The following is a 19,598-nucleotide window of genomic DNA, read 5'->3' on the forward strand; positions in this document are numbered from 1 at the left end:
TTAATATTATCTATTATAACGTAAAAAACAATTTCGATCAAGGATTTTTATTTGATATAATCCCGACTTTCTCACTTATTTTTTCAAAAAAATGCCATAAGTGCTTGATATAGTTGAATTTTTTGAATAATTTTTATCATTATTCTTGTTGTATATGGTTATGTATGTTATAATGTAACTATGGCATTTATCAAAACAACAACGAACAAAGAAGGTCGGACCCATGTCTACCTAGTCGAGGGATATCGTAAAGATGGCAAGGTCAAACAACGGATCCTAAAAAAATATGGCTTATTGGACGAACTTGAAAAAGACGATCCCGCTATTCTTGACCGATTAAAACAAGAAGCTAAGCAAGGGATTTTAACAGATAAGAAAACTCTAACAGTTGACTATGATTTGCTTGCTCCTATGTATGAACCAGATAAGTCTTATGGTTGGATGGTACTAGATGGTTTGTTTGAGGAATTGGAGTTATCTCATTTTTTAAAATCCCGACCTCATAAGGCTGACTACGACTTGGTTCAAGTGCTAAAGCTACTTGTCTTTCAGCGTATCTTACATCCGAATAGTAAACTTGCGACATATGCTTCTCAGGGTGATTTGTTTGGAGATTGGTCAGTTAGTCGCAATGCTATCTACCGTTCTTTGGATCTCTTGAACTCACTAAAAGAGGACCTTCAACTACATCTGCACAAGGAAGTAAGTCGACTGACAAAGCGTGAAGCTCGTCTGGTTTTCTATGATGTTACTAACTATTACTTTGAAACAGATATCCCTGATAGTGAAGAGGTATCAGAGAGCGGAACAATTCTCAAAGAGGGCTTGCGTAGGAGGGGACCGAGTAAGGAACACAGACCTAAGCCTATAGTGCAACTGGGATTGTTTATGGATACCAACGGTATTCCAATCAGCTATAAATTATTCAGAGGCAATCAGACAGACCCTGTGACTTATCTTCCTGCTGTTGAAGAAGTAAAGAAACAATTTGGGATTGAACGAATTGTAGTTGTGGCAGATAAGGCAATGAATAGTCAAAATAATGTTTCAGCTATGGAGAAGCAAGGAGATGGCTGGATCTTCTCACAAAAGCACCGTGGGAAACGTGGTGCTCCGAAGGATATTCAAGAAAAAATATTGGAAGAATCTGGTTGGCAGTTTAATCAAGAGATCACTTTCGCTAAAAAGTCTTACATTCGAGAGAGAAAACTTGGGACCAAGAAGGATTCTCCAACCGTTAGAGAAAAAGTACTAATGACCTGGTCAAAGAAATATGAAGATAGAGAACGGATTCGACGTGAAGGGGCTCTTGACTATGCCAATAAGCTAACTGATGCGGAATTGTTTCGACAAACGAGTAAGAAGGGCGGAAAGAAATATCTTGAATTGAGCTATTTGGATAAGGAAACCGGAGAGGTTAAACCATTTTCGCCACTTATCCGAATTGACCAAGAACAGGTCGAATTTGATGCTCAATTTGATGGAGTTCATGTCCTTGTGACCAGTGAGACTGAGATGAGCGATGAGGCTATGCTTGCTTCCTACAAGGAACTGTCTAAAATTGAGGATTGCTTCCGTGTAACTAAGATGGAGTTAGAAAGTCGTCCAGTCTATGTTTGGACAGAAGAACATATTCAAGCACACTTTTTAACATGCTTTATTGCCTTGGTTCACTTACGCTTACTCCAACATCAGATTGACTGGAAAATGAGTCCAGAACGGATTACTTCTGCTCTAAATAGTGCAAAGGCCACAAGATTGAGGGATGATTACTATAGGCTTCAAGAGAATTCCGATATGCAGGAGTTAAATAAGCTTTTGGGGTTTGATTGGACCAATGGAATTGTCAAATTTGAAACGCTTAAGAAGTATGGGAAACGTCCATACACAACAAAAAAATAAGAGAAAAGAACAGTGAAATCCCTTGATAGACAAGGGGTTAGCTGTTCTTTATGCTTTTTTAAGTGATAAACTTGGGAATATTCATTTTTTCTCCTCAAGTTCATTTAATATTATCTATTATAACGTAAAAAACAATTTCGATCAAGGATTTTTATTTGATATAATAGAGCTATAAGAATTTAGCAAGGAAATTAATATGGAAAAGCAGTTATTCAATTATGATGAGACAGATATTCAAAGTATTCTAGATTATTCTCAACATTTATTAGATAGATCACTTGGAGAGATTATTGCGGAATACCAAGTTTCACCTTATAAAACTTATCGAGATTTTAAAGAGGGTACGCTTTCAGAAGTTGTTGATAAAGAAATCAGCATGAAATCTAAAGGGCAATATGGCAATTACATAGAAAAGTATTTCTATGGTTATCAGCCCAATAGTGATTCTGCTGCTGACTTTGATAAGGTTGGAGTAGAATTAAAAGTAACACCATTTAAAGTAAACAAGAATGGAACAATTAGTGCAAAAGAGAGATTAGTTTTAACAATATTAAACTATATGGAGGAAAATCTAGATGACTTTTACTCCACTCATCTATGGCAAAAATGTTCTAAAATACTTTTACTGTTTTACAATGGTCTCATTCCAGGGCAGACTATGTCAGATTATATCATTGAAAAAGTCTTTTTGTATGAATGGTTTGAAGAGGATATGGAAGTTATCCTTGAAGATTATAATCGTATTGTAGAAAAGATTAAGCAAGGTAAAGCCCATGAACTTTCCGAATCAGATGGAAACTACTTGTCTACCTGTACAAAAGGTGCAGGGAAAGGAAAAGATTTTCGTATCCAGCCGTTTAGTGACACTCTAGCAAAACAAAGGGCTTGGGAATTAAAATCTAGCTATATGACCTACTTGATCAATCACAAGATATTTAATCAAGTTGATCAAGAAAGTATATTAGCAACTGCCAGAGGCGAGAAAAAATCATTTACACAGGTTATTGCAGACAAAATTTTAGCCTATAAAGGATTTTCTGAGGAAGAATTATATAGTCGATTTGACGTGAATCCTAGAGCAAAAGGGAAAAATAGCACTCTAGTTAAAAATATATTGGGGCTGACTGGAGACCTTGAAAAGACACAAGAATTTCAAAAAGCCAATATGAATTTACGCGTTATTCGTGTAGATAAAAATGGCTTGCCTAAAGAAGATTCTCCTTTTAAAAATTATCAATTTGAAGAATTGGCTAGGAATGATATTTGGGAGGAATCACATCCATTTTTGGAAATTTGCAATAAACGGTTTTTATTTGTCATTTTTAAAGAAGTATCGGATAAGTTATTTGTGTTAGATGGTATAAAGTTTTGGGGATTTCCGGATAGGCTAATTCCTGAGATTCAACGAGTTTGGAATGAAACCCGAAACATTATTCGAGATGGAGTTGAACTGAAGCTAAATGGAAATAAAGTCTCGACAAACTTTCCTCAGAGTAAAGTCAATACAATTTTATTCACGAAAATTCATGCTCAAAATACTTACTACGAAATCCGACCAAATGAATTTGTAGGTAAGGGTAAAATATCAGATACTGACAAACTACCAGACGGAAGAAGAATAACGAAACACTCATTTTGGATTCCTAAAAAATTTTTGAAGGAGATATTACTTGGTCAGTGGGATTAATTATTTAGTGAAAGGCATTTATGAACAAAACTAATTCTTACCAAATCCACCTCCCCTCCCTCATCCCTTTCGGTTTCATCCTCTCCAACAATCGTTACACCTACCGTGAGGTCTTCATGGAGGGGCAGTTTGAGGCGGTGGTGGAAGTCGATGAGGCTGGTCAGCTGTCGTCCTATGTCTGGGATTGTGAGATGGAGGAGGTCTATACCGCCCATCTGGTGACTGCGCCAGCAGGGGCTTTTGTGGGGCAGGTGCGTGAGGCTTATCAGTCCATTTTGGCTCGGGTAGAGGAGGCATGTTGCATCGCTCTGCCATTTACCAAAGACCAAAGCAACCGCATAGCCCAGCTCATCAAGGAGCAGTGGGGGGACCTGCCTGACTATCCCTTTGCCAAGTTGCCGACCTATGGGGCATTTCGCCACCCTGCCAATGACAAGTGGTACGCCCTGGTGAGTCAGATTCCGAGGGACAAGCTGGATGGGAGCGGGTCTCAAGAAGAGGTGGAGATTGTCAATCTCAAGGTTGACGGTCGGGAAATAGCAGAGCTGCTGAGTCAGTCGGGCATCTTCCCTGCCTACCATATGTCGAAGAAGACCTGGGTGTCGGTCTTGCTGGATGATACGGTGGAGGACCAGACGGTGTTTGCCCTCCTTGAGAAAAGTCGTTATTTGGTGGGACCGAAATCCTACAAGGCGGTGCAAGGGCCTGATTACTGGGTTATTCCAGCCAATCCCAGGGTCTATGATATCGATACCGAATTTGCGGAAAATAAGGTAGTCTATTGGCCACAAAAATCAACCATTCAAGCCGGGGACATCGTAGCCATCTATGTTACAGCGCCGGTACAGGCCATTCGTTATGTTTGTCATGTCTTAGGAGCAAACTTGGAAAATCATGGAGAGTCAGATATTCCGACAGAAAAGAAACTCATGCAGGTGGAATTGCTCGCTCAGTTTTCCGATGATGTTTTGCCGAGAGCGCGCATGATGGACTTGGGAGTCAAGGCGGTGCGTGGTCCTAGACGGTTGACAGAAGAGTTTATTCGATACCTGATATCGGTGGTTAAAAACATTTATTAAATTATCAGAATATTTAATAAAAAGACTTTACAAGTAGGTAAAAAAGAGTATAATAAGGTGTATAAATTTTAAGGAGGTAAGGTATGAAGAAAAGCTTCATTCATCAGCAAGAGGAGATTTCTTTCGTCAAAAATACATTCACTCAGTATTTGAAAGACAAGCTAGAAATCGTAGAAGTGCAAGGACCGATTTTGAGTCGTGTCGGGGATGGTATGCAGGATAATTTGTCCGGTGTGGAGAATGCGGTTACTGTTAATGTGAAGCTGATTCCAGATGCGACCTATGAAGTGGTTCACTCACTTGCTAAGTGGAAGCGTCATACCTTGGCTCGCTTTGGATTTCACGAAGGAGAAGGTCTTTTTGTACATATGAAAGCCTTGCGTCCAGATGAGGATTCCTTGGATCCGATTCACTCGGTGTATGTGGATCAGTGGGACTGGGAAAAGGTCATCCCTGATGGTCGTCGCAACTTGGCTTATTTGAAGGAAACGGTCGAACAAATCTATAAGGCCATTCGATTGACAGAGCTTGCAGTTGAAGCTCGTTATGATATTGAGTCTGTTTTACCTAAGAAAATCACCTTTATCCACACGGAGGATTTGGTGAAGAACTTCCCAGACTTGACACCAAAAGAGCGTGAGAATGTGGTTGCCAAAGAATACGGTGCGGTTTTCCTAATCGGTATCGGCGGTGAACTGGCAGATGGTAAACCACATGATGGACGTGCACCAGACTATGATGACTGGACCAGCCCTTCTGAGCCAGGCTACAAGGGATTGAATGGTGATATCTTGGTTTGGAACGAAGCACTTGGATCAGCCTTTGAGTTGTCCTCAATGGGGATTCGTGTGGATGAAGAAGCGCTGAAGCGCCAGGTTGCTATTACAGGTGACGAGGACCGTTTGGAATTTGATTGGCATCGTGCCCTTTTGAATGGACTCTTCCCGCTGTCTATCGGTGGCGGTATCGGCCAATCCCGTTTGGCCATGTTCTTACTTCGTAAGAAACATATCGGAGAAGTGCAGTCCAGTGTTTGGCCACAGGAAGTGCGAGATAGTTTTGAAAATATTTTGTAAGAGGTTGATTTTCAATCTCTTTTCTTTTTCTTCCAATCAACTACCTGAAAACATTTACAACAAGATTATCTGTGATTTTTGCGCTAATCTATGATATACTTTTTTAGTTAAATTAAAATATATAGAGGATATTATGACAAAACTTAGAGAAGACATCCGTAACGTAGCCATTATTGCCCACGTTGACCACGGAAAAACAACCCTCGTTGATGAATTATTGAAACAATCCCAAACACTTGATGAACGTACGCAGTTGGATGAGCGTGCCATGGACTCAAACGACATCGAAAAAGAGCGTGGAATCACTATTCTTGCTAAAAACACTGCTGTAGCTTATAACGGTACACGTATCAACATCATGGACACACCGGGACACGCGGACTTCGGTGGTGAGGTTGAGCGTATCATGAAAATGGTTGACGGTGTTGTCCTTGTTGTCGATGCCTACGAAGGTACCATGCCACAGACCCGTTTCGTATTGAAAAAAGCCCTTGAACAAAACTTGACACCAATCGTCGTTGTTAACAAAATTGACAAGCCATCTGCTCGTCCAGAAGAAGTTGTGGATGAAGTGCTTGAACTCTTCATCGAATTGGGTGCAGATGATGACCAGTTGGAATTCCCAGTGGTTTACGCATCAGCTATCAACGGAACTTCATCTTTGTCTGACAATCCAGCGGACCAAGAAGAAACAATGGCACCAATCTTTGATACCATCATTGAGCATATCCCTGCACCAGTGGATAACTCAGATGAACCTTTGCAGTTCCAAGTATCCCTTTTGGACTACAATGACTTCGTAGGTCGTATCGGTATCGGTCGTGTCTTCCGTGGTACTGTTAAAGTTGGTGATCAAGTTACCCTTTCTAAACTAGATGGCACAACCAAAAACTTCCGTGTTACAAAACTCTTTGGTTTCTTCGGTCTTGAGCGTAAGGAAATCCAAGAAGCTAAAGCTGGTGATTTGATTGCCGTTTCTGGTATGGAAGACATCTTCGTTGGTGAAACTGTGACTCCGACAGATGCGGTTGAGCCACTTCCAGTTCTTCGTATCGATGAGCCAACTCTTCAAATGACTTTCTTGGTCAACAATTCACCATTTGCTGGTCGTGAAGGTAAATGGGTAACATCACGTAAAATTGAAGAGCGCCTTTTGGCGGAATTGCAAACGGACGTTTCTCTCCGTGTTGACCCTACAGACTCGCCAGACAAATGGACTGTTTCAGGTCGTGGTGAATTGCACTTGTCTATCTTGATTGAAACCATGCGTCGTGAGGGCTATGAGCTTCAAGTATCACGTCCAGAAGTTATCATCAAGGAAATCGACGGCGTGAAAATGGAGCCATTCGAGCGCGTGCAAATCGATACTCCAGAAGAATACCAAGGTTCTGTTATCCAATCTCTATCTGAGCGTAAGGGTGATATGTTGGATATGGTTGCGACAGGTAATGGTCAAACTCGTCTTGTATTCCTTGTTCCTGCGCGTGGTTTGATTGGTTATTCAACAGAATTCCTTTCAATGACTCGTGGTTACGGTATCATGAACCATACTTTCGACCAATACTTGCCAGTTGTTCAAGGTGAGATCGGTGGTCGTCACCGTGGTGCCCTTGTTTCTATCGATCAAGGTAAGGCAACAACATACTCAATCATGCGTATCGAAGAGCGTGGTACAATCTTCGTTAACCCAGGTACTGAGGTTTATGAAGGAATGATTATCGGTGAAAACTCACGTGAAAATGACTTGACCGTTAACATTACGACTGCTAAACAAATGACCAACGTTCGTTCAGCTACCAAAGACCAAACGTCAGTTATCAAGACACCACGTATCTTGACTCTTGAAGAATCACTAGAATTCTTGAACGATGATGAGTACATGGAAGTAACGCCTGAGTCTATCCGTCTTCGTAAGCAAATCTTGAACAAGGCAGAGCGTGATAAGGCTGCGAAGAAGAAAAAATTAGCGACTGAGGAATAATTTCTAGGAGAAGAAGCATGTTTTATTTAATCCTCGCCATCATGTTAGTACTTTTTTATATATTTGTGGCACCTCGCAATATTAAGGGGACTATGAATTTGATTGCGGCAGTATTTTTACTGGTAGCATTAGCGATTGCCTTGGTACTTGGATTTTTAAGAATCATGCAATTTTCAAAGGAAATTTGGGTTGGTCTACTAATGATTCTGATTGGTTTTTGGGCGATGCGGGATATTTATTATCTCGATAAAGAACCGAAAGACAGGCAGAGGAGAACAGAGCGACCTGGTCCTTATAGATATAGATGAAATTAACCGACGCTTTGCGTCGGTTTCAGACTGAAGACAAAGTCCTTAGAATTGATTTTCTAAGGGCTTTTCTTCGTATTTAGGAGTATAATATAAGAAAAAGGACTTATGAGGTTCTCCTATGCTACACAAAGAAAAACCTGACTATAACCGCAATCAGTACGGTTTCTATACCCTTGACCAGCTTGTGCCTGCAGATCATTTCCTGCGCCAAGTGGAAGCTGTGATTGACTTCGACTTCATTTATGACCTAGTAGAAGATACCTATTCGTCTGATAATGGTCGTCCTAGTCTTGACCCTGTCATGTTAGTTAAAATTCCTCTGATTCAGTGCTTTTATGGTATTCGTTCCATGCGTCAGACCATCAAGGATATTGAAGTGAATACTGCCTATCGCTGGTTTCTTGGTTTAACCCTAGATGACAAGGTGCCTCACTTCACGACATACGGCAAAAATTATTCCCGTCGCTTTCAAGAGAAAGGGTTGATTGAGTCCATTTTCACGCATATTCTTGGGCTGTGTATCAATGCAGGCCTAATTGACCCGACGGAGATTTTCATAGACGGAACTCATATTAAAGCTGCGGCCAATAATCGTAAGTTTATCAACCAAGAGGTGGAAAAGCAGGCCAAATTCATGAGTGAACAGCTGGAAATCGAAATTAATCAAGATCGGGTAAAGCACGGAAAAAAGCCGCTCGGGCCCGCCAAAGAGCCAGAGCCCATCGCTAAGAAAATCTCCACAACCGACCCAGAAAGTGGCTGGTTCCACAAAGGTGATCATAAGGAAGTTTTCGCTTATTCTGCCCAAGTTGCCTGTGATAAGTATGGCTGGGCACTTGCTTATAGTGTTGAGGCTGGTAATATCCATGACAGTCAGGCTTTTCCTGCACTTTTCGCCAAGCTTGAACCCTTGAAACCAGAGTATATCATTGCAGATTCGGGCTATAAAACTCCCAGTATTGCCAAGTTTCTAATTGATAAGGAAATCACTCCTGTCCTTCCCTACACCCGTCCCCGTGGGAAGAAGGGACAACTTCGTCCTAAAGATTTTGTCTATGACGAACACTTCGATTGTGTCCTGTGTCCTGAACATCAGGCCTTGACCTATCGCACGACTACCCGAGAAGGCTACCGAGAATACAAAAGCGATCCAGCAATTTGTGCCAACTGTCCCCTATTATCAGTATGTACGACCAGTAAGAACCATCAAAAAGTTGTCACGCGGCATATTTGGAAGGAGTATTTGGAACAGTGCGAGGATATTCGTCATCAAAGAGGGATGAAGGAACTCTACCAACATCGGAAAGAGACGATTGAACGGCTATTTGGCACAGCCAAGGAATACCATAATCTGCGCTACACGAGAGAAAAAGGCAAGTCCAAAATGGAGGATAAGATTGGACTGACTTTGGCGTGCTTAAATCTCAAAAAACTAGCTAAAAGGATGGCAAGAAGGCCTTTTTATTTTGTCCAGATGGGGTGGTTTCAGCATTAAAACAGCCATTTTTCTCTAAAAACAGTAAAAAAGACAAACACCAAAACGATGTTTGTCTGCAATCTGTAACCGACGCTTTGCGTCGGTTTTTCTGTCCTCTGGCTTGAAAAAGGTCTTCGTAAAGGGTAAAATAAGGTGTTAGAAAGTAAAGGTATTTGAGATGAAGATGATTGATATTGTAAAAAATAAGAAAGTGTTAGTGCTAGGCTTAGCTAAATCAGGGGAATCTGCAGCCCGTCTCCTAGATAAATTGGGTGCTATCGTCACTGTTAACGATGGAAAGCCTTTTGAAGAAAATCCGACTGCTCAATCTTTGTTGGAAGATGGTATCCGTGTAATTTGCGGGAGCCATCCCTTGGAATTATTGGATGAAGATTTCGCTTTGATGGTAAAAAATCCAGGAATTCGCTATGATAATCCTATGGTTGAAAAAGCAATTGGCAAAGGAATTCCAGTATGGACAGAGGTTGAATTGGCCTACTTGGTATCAGATGCTCCAATCGTGGGGATAACAGGTTCGAACGGCAAGACAACGACAACGACCATGATTGCGGAAGTCTTGAATGCTGGAAATAAACCTGCAAAATTATGTGGAAATATTGGTTACCCAGCATCTTCGGTCGCTCAAACTGCGACTGCAGAGGATACCTTGGTCATGGAATTATCATCTTTCCAGTTAATGGGGACAGAATCTTTCCATCCGCATATCGCCGTTGTGACCAATCTCATTGCCAGTCATATTGATTATCACGGGACTTTTGAAGACTACGTAGCAGCCAAATGGATGATTCAGCGTCAGATGACGGCTGAGGATTTTGTAGTGCTCAACTTCAACCAGAAAGAAGCTAAGGAATTGGCTGGACAGACCAAGGCAACTGTCGTTCCTTTTTCTACGCTGGAAGTAGTTGATGGAGCTTATTTGGCAGAAGGAAAACTCTATTTCAAGGGTGAATACATCATGGACGCTGACCAAATTGGTGTTCCAGGTTCACACAATGTTGAAAATGCCTTGGCAACAATTGTGGTTGCAAAATTGTTGGGAGTAGACCACCAAGCGATTCAGGAAAGTTTGTCTGCTTTTGGAGGTGTCAAACACCGCTTGCAATTTGTAGGTGAGGTCAACGGAGTTTCCTTCTACAATGATAGTAAGTCTACCAATATCTTGGCGACTCAAAAAGCTCTTTCAGGGTTTGACAATAGCAAGGTCATTTTGATTGCAGGTGGCTTGGACCGTGGTAATGAATTTGATGAATTAGTCCCTGATTTGGTCGGACTAAAGAAAATGGTGATCCTTGGCCAATCAGCTCCCCGTGTTCAACGTGCTGCTGATAAAGCAGAGGTGGAAACGATAGAAGCTCTCGATATTGCGGATGCGACTAGAAAAGCCTTTGCCATTGCGGAAAAAGGAGATATTGTCCTTTTAAGTCCAGCCAATGCAAGCTGGGATATGTATGCCAATTTTGAAGTGCGTGGCGACGTCTTCTTACAGACCTTTGAGGAGTTGAAATGATCATGAAAAAAATTGTTTTTACAGGCGGAGGGACTGTTGGGCACGTGACGCTCAATCTCCTTTTGATTCCGCGATTTTTGGAAGAAGGCTGGGAAGTTCATTATATTGGTGATGGGAATGGGATTGAGCATGAACAGGTTGTGAAATCAGGTTTAGATGTCCATTTTCATTCTATTTCGACTGGGAAATTACGCCGTTATTTCTCTTTCCAAAATATGTTGGACGTGTTTAAAGTTGGTTTTGGTGTTCTTCAATCCTTGGCCATTATTGCTAAAATTCGTCCGCAAGCTCTTTTTTCAAAAGGTGGGTTTGTATCGGTTCCGCCAGTTATTGCTGCTAATTTGCTGCGGGTTCCGGTCTTTATCCATGAATCAGACTTAACAATGGGACTGGCAAATAAAATAGCCTATAAATTTGCGACAACCATGTATAGTACTTTTGAGCAACCTGCCAGCTTGACTAAAGTAAAACATGTTGGTGCGGTTACAAAAGTGGGGCAAACGAATGACAAAGTTACACCAATCCAGTTGCCAGAAATTCTCAGTCACTTCGATAAAAGTCTGCCGACCCTACTGTTTGTAGGTGGTTCGGGCGGTGCTAAAGTCTTTAATGATTTAATCAGTCAGAATAGTGCAGCTCTGACCGAACGATTCAATATTATCAACTTGACAGGGGACAGTAGTCTCAACCAATTAGATAAAAACCTATATAGAGTTGACTATGTGACAGAACTTTATCAACCGTTGATGGATTTAGCGGATGTCGTTATTACCCGTGGTGGTTCCAATACTCTGTTTGAGTTGATTGCCATGCAACAACTCCATTTGATTGTGCCTCTAGGACGACAGGCCAGTCGAGGGGATCAGATTGAAAATGCTCTCTATGCAGAGAAAAAAGGATATTCTAAGCAGATTGATGAAAGTCAATTGACATTTGCCAGCCTGTTAGTAGAAGTCGATGAGCTATTGAAAAATAAGGAATTTTATATCCAAAACATGGCAAATTCTAATGAAATTCAGTCAGTAGATAGTTTTTACAATTTGCTTAGAGAAGATATGGGAAGGTAGGTTCTATGACGGAAAAAGATTCAAATGTAGAAGAATCAGTGCTAGAAGCGGAACAGGCATCCCAAGTAGAATTGGATTCGGAACAAATTTCACCAGCAGAGAAAGAATCTGTATTAGCCGAAGAAAAAGGGCTTTCTACGGATGTAGACATACCTGAGATGACTGCTTCGGATGATGAAAAAAGTGCCTTTTTCGAACAATGGAAAGCACGCCACCAAGCCTACCTTGCTCATAAAGATGACGCAGATATTCAGGCAGTTGACGAGGGGCAGACAGAACAGAAGAACCCAGAAGCTAAAAAGAGTAAAAGGGTCCTTTTTCAGGGAATAAACAGAAGACAAGAGAGTCCGGAATCCAAGACAGAAACAGAGAAAAAGGTCCAGCCTTTAAAAGTTGATATTCCTTCCAAAGTAGTCTGGAAAGCTATTCCGGTTCTTGTGACGAGTTTGTTATTGGCAGCGTTGGCTCTGTATTTTATTTCTCCAACCAGCAAGAAAAAACAAATAGAGGTTGTCGGAAATGAGCGACTAACTGCGGAGCAAGTAGAAAATTATAGCCTTATCTCTCCGGATGATTACATTGTAACCATAGCTCTGCATGCAGATGCTTACGCAAAGAATATTAAGAAGAATAGTTCGTCTGTAGAGACAGCAACAATCAAGTTCCAGTTTCCAGCTACCTTTACCATTCACATCAAAGAATACGCTATCATAGGCTACATTCAGCAACAAAGTCAGTGGTATCCAGTACTGTCTAGTGGAGTGGTTGGCGGAGAGCCGATTTCACAGGATTCTTTGCCAGAAGGCTACACAACGATTAATTTATCCGACAAGGAATTAATCAAGGAACTGGCCATTGAATTGGGTAAAATAGATACAGGAATTCGTTCTGCTATTCAGACAATAAATTTAACGCCAAGTAAAGTGACCGCGGATTTGCTGACACTCAATATGGCAGATGGAAACACGGTTTTAGTTCCATTGAGTGAGATTAGCCAGAAGTTGCCTTACTATACAAAAATAGCGGCAGAAGTGACAGTTCCAACGACAATTGATATGGAAGTTGGTATTTATAGATATGCAAGCTGAAATAGATAATTTTGTAAAGAAAAAGTAATAAAAAAATCCTTTAAAAACACCATAATTCGATATAATCCCGTCTTTGACAGTTTTACAAGACAAAAAACCTCCCTAACCCTATGCATATCAAGGGTTTAGCGAGGTTTTCTTTTTATATCAAAAATGCGTACTTTTTCTCGATTTTGACGATTGTAAAATTTTTTTCATCTTTTTTTCGCTTAGAATTTGATAATCACTTCTGAATCCAAATGTCTGATGCAGCTGGTCAGTAATAGCCGTCCGAGTGTAGTTAGGTAGATAACCAAAACCAGGCAGATACTTAAAGGTGTATGAACGTAAGGTTTCAATGAGTTCAGTACATGTGAATTGCTTCTGAACCGCCAGCTCTAAGTAACGATAGAGTATAAGAGCAAGAAAGCAAGTTGTAAAGTGAGCAGAAATGCGATCTTCTCGACTTAAATAAACTGGTCTAGCTTTCAATTCATGCTTCATAATACGGAAACATTCTTCAATTTCCCATCTTCTCTGATTAATGGAAACAATGGTCTCAATCGTATCGTCTAAGTTTGTTGTTACCGCATAAATTCCATCAAATCTAGCTTCAGAAACAATTCGTTCTTCATCCAACTCAATAAACGTTTTCTCAGCTATTTCTCCATCCCTTGTTGTCTCTGTTACTTTTAGGAAACGCTTAGGATCTGTAGATTGTTTCTTCTTGTAGTCAGCTGGTTTTCCAATCCATTTTGAGGCACGTTGAATCTGGCGTTCGCGTATCTTTCTTTGGTAATCTCTGTATTTAGCTGAGAAGGTTACAATCAATCGTTGGTCTTCTAGCCCATCTTGTGGTAAGGGGCATTCTTTGTAAAAGACTTGTCTATAGAGAAAGTCTTGATTACTTTCATCTAGTGCAGAAATATCATAGAATGTCTCGGACTTATCTCCCATCAACCGCCAACCTGTAGAAGCTGTAGCCCAGTCTTTGTCTTCTTTCTTTAACTTTTTGATAGATTGAGTTGTGACAAAGGCTCTCCCGCTGATATTATTGTAGCGTTTGTTTCCAATAGAAGATAGTCCAGCATCTGTACAGACCACAAATTGAGCTTTTTCAAAATCCTTGATAATCTTCTTCTCCAAAGGTTTCATAGTCGTTTGTTCATTCGTATTACCAGGTGTGACGGAGAAAGCTAATGGAATTCCTTGAGAATCCATAAACAGCCCCATTTGAACGATTGGATTCGGTCGATGTTCCTTAGAATAGCCATATTGTCTCAGTTGCCCCTCCTCATCTTCTTCCTCAATTTCGAAATAGAAATTTGTACAGTCGTAATAGAGGACATCAGTTTTACGAGAGGAAAGTGCAGTTGAGTTTTTATAGAGTTGTTCTTGAATAAAGTCAGTTTCTTTGGCAATAATTTCTAATCCTCGGTAGAGGTGCTGGAGTTCCAGAGTTTTAGGTTCTAGGAGAGTTTGTGAAAAATGAGCAGTAGACCGTTTAGAGGATGGGAATAGGATTCTGCCGTAGAGGAGACGAGAAAGAATGGTATCTAAGTGAAAACTAAAGTGATACCTCTTCTGAATATCTTGACAGATTTTATCCAATCCCAACTGATAATAGATATTCTGTAGAAATAAATATCCCCCATGATATTCATTTCGTTGATTTTGTTTCAACTGTTTATTCTCATGAAGTTTGACTAATATTTCTTGTTTATCTTCTTTATCAAGTTCGGTTAACTCTTTAGCCCGCAATTTTGCCCATTCCATTGGTTCCATTTCGGGATGTAGCTGTTGAAGAGTTTCATGATTGCCGAGATTTTCGACAATGGTTGATGTCCGTTTGTTTCCGACCTTGATATCTTTGATAATGGCATAGTTGATAGTATTTTTAGATACTGATTTTTTAACTCTCATGGATTCGCACCTCACTCTATTATACCACAGTACGAGAAAGTACGCAATAAAAATGTGCGAGAATTTGACAAAAAAATAGCGTGCTAAATTCCCAAAGTAAGTTCTAGTCTGTCTTAAAAACTGGAAATTAGACTGAGACAAAGAAATAAGGTAGAACTTACTATGGGACAAGTTGGTAACTGACAATGAAAAACAAACACTTAACTCTCTCTGATCGCAATGATATTCAAATAGGAATTGAACAACTTAAGACCTTCTCAGCTATAGCAGCTAAGTTAGGAAAAGACCCGTCCACAATTTCAAAAGAAGTTCGGAGAAATAGAGTGATAAAAGAGAACTCTAGTACTTCCAATTGTGAGGCCTGCCCTTTACTCAAAAAGGCTCCATACGTTTGTAATGCCTGTCCGAAAAAGAGAAGCAACTGCGGATACCAGAAACAGTTCTACTACGCAAAAAGAGCTCAGCTTGATTATGAAGCTAAGCTCTCAGACTCGAGAACAGGTGTTGCACTAAACAAGGAAGAATTCTATCGTATGGACGAGATTGTCTCTTCAGCCATCCAAAAGGGACAACACCTCAACCACATCATCGCCTCAAACGAACTTTCGGCATCCAGAGCTTCTATCTACAGATACCTTGAAAAAGGCTATCTGTCCACAAAGCCCATTGATTTCCCCCGTGTCGTGAAATTCAGAAAGCGGAGAACCAGAAACCTACAACCCATTCCTAAAACTGCCAAAGAAGGACGGTCTTACGAGGACTTCCAACGCTTTCTCACAGAGAAAGGAATCAGCTATTGGCTAGAAATGGACACCGTTACTGGACGGATTGGAGGAAAGGTACTTCTCACCTTTAACCTCTCCTTCTGTAACTTTATCTTCGCTCGATTACTTGATAATAAAACAGCTAATGAGGTCGCTAAACATCTCTACGCTATCAAGAATGACCTACATCAGAAAGAGATGGACTTCTGCGAACTATTTCCTGTCATTCTGACCGATAATGGCGGTGAATTCGCCAGAGTGGACGACATCGAAATGGATGTTCGGGGAGAATCTAAACTCTTCTTCTGTGACCCAAATCGTTCTGACCAGAAGGGGAGAATTGAGAAGAATCACACACTTATCAGAGACATTCTTCCTAAGGGAACTAGTTTTGACAACTTGACACAGGAGGATATCAACCTAGTTTGTTCGCATGTCAACAGCGTCAAACGGGCTTCTTTCAACGGAAAATCGGCCTATGAACTCTTTACATTTACCTACGGTGAAGAATTGGCAACACTTTTGGGTATCTCTAAAATTGACCCTGAAAACGTCATCCAATCACCTCGATTATTAGATAAGTAATCGCTAGTTTTTATCAGAAAATAATTTCAAAATAGAAAGGAACTTGTCCCATCCCAAATTCCAGATAACTAGAACTTACTTTGAGACGTCTCAGAGCCAGTAACTTTAGTGTACCCTTTTTTTCAACATTTTCAACCTTAAAACTCACTATTATCAACATTTTTAGTCAAAAACAGAACTTAGTCTGAGACTAAATTCTGTTGGTTTTATGCAGTTTTCTCAGAGTAACTTCTGGAAGGACGGGAACTAGAACTTACTTTGAGAATTTACCAAAAAAATAGCGTCACATCAACGTTTGTGACACTTTTGGTGGTTTCAAACTGTCAAACTCCCGGGTATTTATAGATATGCAAGCTGAAATAGATAATTTTGTAAAGAAAAAGTAATAAAAAAATCCTTTAAAAACACCATAATTCGATATAATATGGTATAATGAATGATGACTAATTATACTATTTTTCAAAATGGAAGATGATTTGTTAAAGTTGGAAGTAAGAGAGGACTGATAGAATGGCTAGGAACGGCTTTTTTACGGGATTAGATATTGGTACAAGCTCCGTTAAAGTCTTGGTTGCAGAATATATTGATAACGAAATGAATGTGATTGGGGTCAGCAATGTAAAAAGTGCTGGTGTCAAAGATGGAATTATTGTAAATATTGAGGTGGCTGCTGGAGCGATTAAAAAAGCAATCGAGCAGGCAGAAGAAAAGTCAGGTATCCGCATTGAAAAGGTAAATGTTGGATTACCTGCCAACCTTCTTCAGATTGAACCGACTCAAGGGATGATTCCTGTTACAACGGATTCACAAGAAATTACAGACTTAGATGTTGAAAATGTTGTAAAATCAGCATTGACAAAGAGTATGACTCCGGAACGTGAAGTGATTTCATTTATTCCAGAAGAGTTCACTGTCGATGGATTCCAAGGCATTAAGGACCCTCGTGGAATGATGGGAATTCGCTTGGAAATGCGTGGTATGCTGTACACAGGACCACGTACCATTCTTCACAATCTTCGTAAAACGGTGGAGCGTGCAGGTGTCCAAGTTGAAAATATTGTAATTTCTCCGTTGGCACTAACTCGCTCTGTATTGAATGAAGGTGAACGTGAGTTTGGTGCGACTGTCATTGATCTTGGTGGTGGTCAAACGACTGTGGCTGTTATGCGTGGCCAAGAGTTGCAATACACAAACATCTACCAAGAAGGTGGAGATTATATCACAAACGATATTTCAAAAGTATTGACAACTTCAAAGAGTATTGCTGAAAACTTGAAATACAACTACGGCATTGCCTATCCGCAAGATGCAAGTGATAAGGAAAAATTCACTGTTGACGTGATTGGAGAAAACGCTCCAGTTGAAGTGACCGAGCGCTACCTTTCAGAAGTGATAGCGGCACGTCTGCGTCAGATTTTTGACCGTGTGAAACAAGATTTGGAGCGTACACGTGCTCTAGATTTACCAGGAGGCATTGTTATTGTAGGTGGTGGTGCTATCTTACCAGGAATTACAGAATTGGCCCAAGAAGTGTTTGGTGTTAACACTAAACTTTATGTTCCAAATCAAATTGGTATCCGCAATCCAGCATTTGCAAGTGTGATTAGCTTTGTTGAGTATGTTGGTGAGTTAGAAGATGTAGAAAATATTGCCCAACATGCAGTAAATGGCGAAACTACCTTGAGACATAAGCCAGTTGAAATTCCTGTTGCTCGTCCTCGGATTAGTCAGCCAATTCAAAGAGAAATCGTGAACGAATTGAACACAGTTGATCAGGTAGAGGAACAAGTTGCTCCTACTTACCATGATGAGGAAGAAGAAGTTCGTCCAGCTGCTAAGGGAAACATCACAGATCGCATTCGTGGTTTGTTTGGCAGCATGTTTGAATAAGAGAAAAGAAAAGGTGATTTAAACTATGGCATTTTCATTTGAAGCAGCAGCTAGTCATGGTGCTGTCATTAAAGTAATCGGTGTCGGCGGTGGTGGCGGGAACGCGATCAACCGTATGATTGAAGAAGGTGTTGCTGGGGTTGAGTTCATTGCAGCAAACACAGATGTACAAGCGCTAAGTAGCTCTAAAGCTGAAACAGTTATCCAACTAGGTCCTAAATTGACTCGTGGTTTGGGTGCTGGAGGTCAACCTGAGGTTGGTCGTAAAGCTGCTGAGGAAAGCGAAGAAGCATTGACTAATGTATTAACTGGTGCAGATATGGTCTTCATCACTGCTGGTATGGGCGGTGGCTCAGGGACTGGTGCGGCTCCTGTTATTGCACGTATTGCTAAAAACTTGGGTGCGTTGACTGTCGCAGTTGTGACTCGTCCGTTTGGTTTTGAAGGTAATAAACGTGGAAACTTTGCGATTGAGGGAATTGAAGGTCTTCGCGAACAAGTAGATACACTCTTAATTATTTCAAACAACAACCTTCTTGAAATTGTTGATAAGAAAACACCGCTTTTAGAAGCACTAAGCGAAGCTGATAATGTTCTTCGTCAAGGTGTTCAAGGAATTACAGACTTGATTACAAATCCTGGTTTGATTAACTTGGACTTTGCAGATGTGAAGACAGTTATGGAAAACAAAGGAAACGCCTTGATGGGTATCGGTATCGGTACTGGTGAGGACCGAGTGATTGAGGCGGCTCGTAAGGCGATTTATTCTCCTCTTCTTGAAACAACAATTGATGGTGCAGAGGATGTCATTGTCAATGTTACAGGTGGTTATGACATGACTCTGACAGAAGCAGAAGATGCTTCAGAAATCGTTAATCAGGCTGCGGGTCAAGGTGTTAACATTTGGTTGGGGACATCTATTGATGAAACAATGAAAGATGAGATTCGTGTGACTGTTGTGGCTACGGGTGTTCGTCAAGATACTGCTGATAAACCAGCCCGCCATCGTACGGAAGCTGTTTCACCACGCCCTTCTCAACGCTTTGATCATTCAGTAGCATCAGCACCAACTCGTGGTGCTGCACAACAAACTGAAGCACCGAAAGCTTCTGCCTTCGGAGAGTGGGATTTGCGTCGCGAAAACTTGATTCGTCCAACTGACACAGAACCAACTTCCACTGTTTCAGTCGAAAAATTTACAATGGATCAAGATGAGGATGAATTGGATACACCACCATTCTTCCGTAATCGCTAAACTAAA

General features: G+C 40.8%; 14 protein-coding genes. 13 read left to right on the plus strand and 1 reads right to left on the minus strand.

All coding sequences use genetic code 11. The features are described 5' to 3' along the window. The first annotated feature begins 180 nt into the window (after positions 1-180). The 10 genes from CWM22_02750 to CWM22_02795 all read left to right on the plus strand — a co-directional run bounded on the left by CWM22_02750 (position 181) and on the right by CWM22_02795 (position 13,196). Positions 181-1,902: an IS1634 family transposase gene (locus CWM22_02750; GenBank protein AUC90901.1), complete on the plus strand. Its 1,722-nt coding sequence runs from the start codon at positions 181-183 to the stop codon at positions 1,900-1,902. Positions 1,903-2,098: 196 nt separating this feature from the next. Then, positions 2,099-3,589: a DNA mismatch repair protein MutH gene (locus CWM22_02755; GenBank protein ID AUC90902.1), complete on the plus strand. Its 1,491-nt coding sequence runs from the start codon at positions 2,099-2,101 to the stop codon at positions 3,587-3,589. 20 nt (positions 3,590-3,609) lie between these two features. Then, the gene (locus tag CWM22_02760) at positions 3,610-4,668 is read left to right on the plus strand and encodes an MmcQ family protein (protein AUC90903.1); all 1,059 of its coding nucleotides are present in this window, start codon (positions 3,610-3,612) and stop codon (positions 4,666-4,668) included. Positions 4,669-4,751: 83 nt separating this feature from the next. Beyond that, positions 4,752-5,744, plus strand: a complete 993-nt coding sequence (locus CWM22_02765) for an aspartate--ammonia ligase (protein AUC90904.1) — start codon at positions 4,752-4,754, stop codon at positions 5,742-5,744. Between the two features lie 133 nt (positions 5,745-5,877). Beyond that, the gene (gene typA, locus CWM22_02770; protein ID AUC90905.1) at positions 5,878-7,725 is read left to right on the plus strand and encodes a translational GTPase TypA; all 1,848 of its coding nucleotides are present in this window, start codon (positions 5,878-5,880) and stop codon (positions 7,723-7,725) included. Positions 7,726-7,742: 17 nt separating this feature from the next. After that, positions 7,743-8,033, plus strand: a complete 291-nt coding sequence (locus tag CWM22_02775; GenBank protein AUC90906.1) for a DUF3165 domain-containing protein — start codon at positions 7,743-7,745, stop codon at positions 8,031-8,033. A 121-nt stretch (positions 8,034-8,154) separates the two neighbouring features. Then, entirely contained in the window at positions 8,155-9,531 is a 1,377-nt protein-coding gene (locus CWM22_02780) for an IS5/IS1182 family transposase (protein AUC90907.1), read from the plus strand. A gap of 160 nt (positions 9,532-9,691) precedes the next feature. Then, a complete protein-coding gene (locus CWM22_02785) occupies positions 9,692-11,041 on the plus strand; it encodes a UDP-N-acetylmuramoyl-L-alanine--D-glutamate ligase (GenBank protein AUC90908.1) in 1,350 nt (449 codons plus the stop codon). A gap of 2 nt (positions 11,042-11,043) precedes the next feature. After that, the gene (locus CWM22_02790; GenBank protein AUC92826.1) at positions 11,044-12,108 is read left to right on the plus strand and encodes a UDP-N-acetylglucosamine--N-acetylmuramyl-(pentapeptide) pyrophosphoryl-undecaprenol N-acetylglucosamine transferase; all 1,065 of its coding nucleotides are present in this window, start codon (positions 11,044-11,046) and stop codon (positions 12,106-12,108) included. Positions 12,109-12,113: 5 nt separating this feature from the next. Beyond that, on the plus strand, positions 12,114-13,196 hold the full coding sequence (locus CWM22_02795; GenBank protein AUC90909.1) for a cell division protein FtsQ: 1,083 nt from the start codon (positions 12,114-12,116) through the stop codon (positions 13,194-13,196). A gap of 147 nt (positions 13,197-13,343) precedes the next feature. Here CWM22_02795 and CWM22_02800 read toward each other — a convergent pair whose 3' ends face one another. Then, positions 13,344-14,951, minus strand: coding sequence for a transposase (locus CWM22_02800; GenBank protein AUC92827.1), 1,608 nt, complete (start codon positions 14,949-14,951; stop codon positions 13,344-13,346). Between the two features lie 332 nt (positions 14,952-15,283). On the opposite strand from CWM22_02800, the gene CWM22_02805 reads away from it, so the two are divergent. The 3 genes from CWM22_02805 to CWM22_02815 all read left to right on the plus strand — a co-directional run bounded on the left by CWM22_02805 (position 15,284) and on the right by CWM22_02815 (position 19,592). After that, complete coding sequence (locus CWM22_02805; protein ID AUC90910.1) at positions 15,284-16,447, plus strand: IS30 family transposase; 1,164 nt, start codon at positions 15,284-15,286, stop codon at positions 16,445-16,447. A 510-nt stretch (positions 16,448-16,957) separates the two neighbouring features. Next, complete coding sequence (gene ftsA, locus CWM22_02810; protein AUC90911.1) at positions 16,958-18,337, plus strand: cell division protein FtsA; 1,380 nt, start codon at positions 16,958-16,960, stop codon at positions 18,335-18,337. Between the two features lie 25 nt (positions 18,338-18,362). Then, complete coding sequence (locus CWM22_02815) at positions 18,363-19,592, plus strand: cell division protein FtsZ (GenBank protein ID AUC90912.1); 1,230 nt, start codon at positions 18,363-18,365, stop codon at positions 19,590-19,592. The last annotated feature ends 6 nt before the right edge of the window (positions 19,593-19,598 follow it).

Source organism: Streptococcus suis (assembly GCA_002831545.1).
Lineage (GTDB): Bacteria > Bacillota > Bacilli > Lactobacillales > Streptococcaceae > Streptococcus > Streptococcus suis_P.

Excerpts from the sequence above, each read along its gene's own strand:
- CWM22_02750 (AUC90901.1), top strand. The coding sequence starts at position 181 with ATGGCATTTATCAAAACAACAACGAACAAAGAAGGTCGGACCCATGTC.
- CWM22_02755 (AUC90902.1), top strand. The coding sequence starts at position 2,099 with ATGGAAAAGCAGTTATTCAATTATGATGAGACAGATATTCAAAGTATT.
- CWM22_02760 (AUC90903.1), top strand. The coding sequence starts at position 3,610 with ATGAACAAAACTAATTCTTACCAAATCCACCTCCCCTCCCTCATCCCT.
- CWM22_02765 (AUC90904.1), top strand. The coding sequence starts at position 4,752 with ATGAAGAAAAGCTTCATTCATCAGCAAGAGGAGATTTCTTTCGTCAAA.
- typA (AUC90905.1), top strand. The coding sequence starts at position 5,878 with ATGACAAAACTTAGAGAAGACATCCGTAACGTAGCCATTATTGCCCAC.
- CWM22_02775 (AUC90906.1), top strand. The coding sequence starts at position 7,743 with ATGTTTTATTTAATCCTCGCCATCATGTTAGTACTTTTTTATATATTT.
- CWM22_02780 (AUC90907.1), top strand. The coding sequence starts at position 8,155 with ATGCTACACAAAGAAAAACCTGACTATAACCGCAATCAGTACGGTTTC.
- CWM22_02785 (AUC90908.1), top strand. The coding sequence starts at position 9,692 with ATGAAGATGATTGATATTGTAAAAAATAAGAAAGTGTTAGTGCTAGGC.
- CWM22_02790 (AUC92826.1), top strand. The coding sequence starts at position 11,044 with ATGAAAAAAATTGTTTTTACAGGCGGAGGGACTGTTGGGCACGTGACG.
- CWM22_02795 (AUC90909.1), top strand. The coding sequence starts at position 12,114 with ATGACGGAAAAAGATTCAAATGTAGAAGAATCAGTGCTAGAAGCGGAA.
- CWM22_02800 (AUC92827.1), bottom strand. The coding sequence starts at position 14,951 with ATGGAATGGGCAAAATTGCGGGCTAAAGAGTTAACCGAACTTGATAAA.
- CWM22_02805 (AUC90910.1), top strand. The coding sequence starts at position 15,284 with ATGAAAAACAAACACTTAACTCTCTCTGATCGCAATGATATTCAAATA.
- ftsA (AUC90911.1), top strand. The coding sequence starts at position 16,958 with ATGGCTAGGAACGGCTTTTTTACGGGATTAGATATTGGTACAAGCTCC.
- CWM22_02815 (AUC90912.1), top strand. The coding sequence starts at position 18,363 with ATGGCATTTTCATTTGAAGCAGCAGCTAGTCATGGTGCTGTCATTAAA.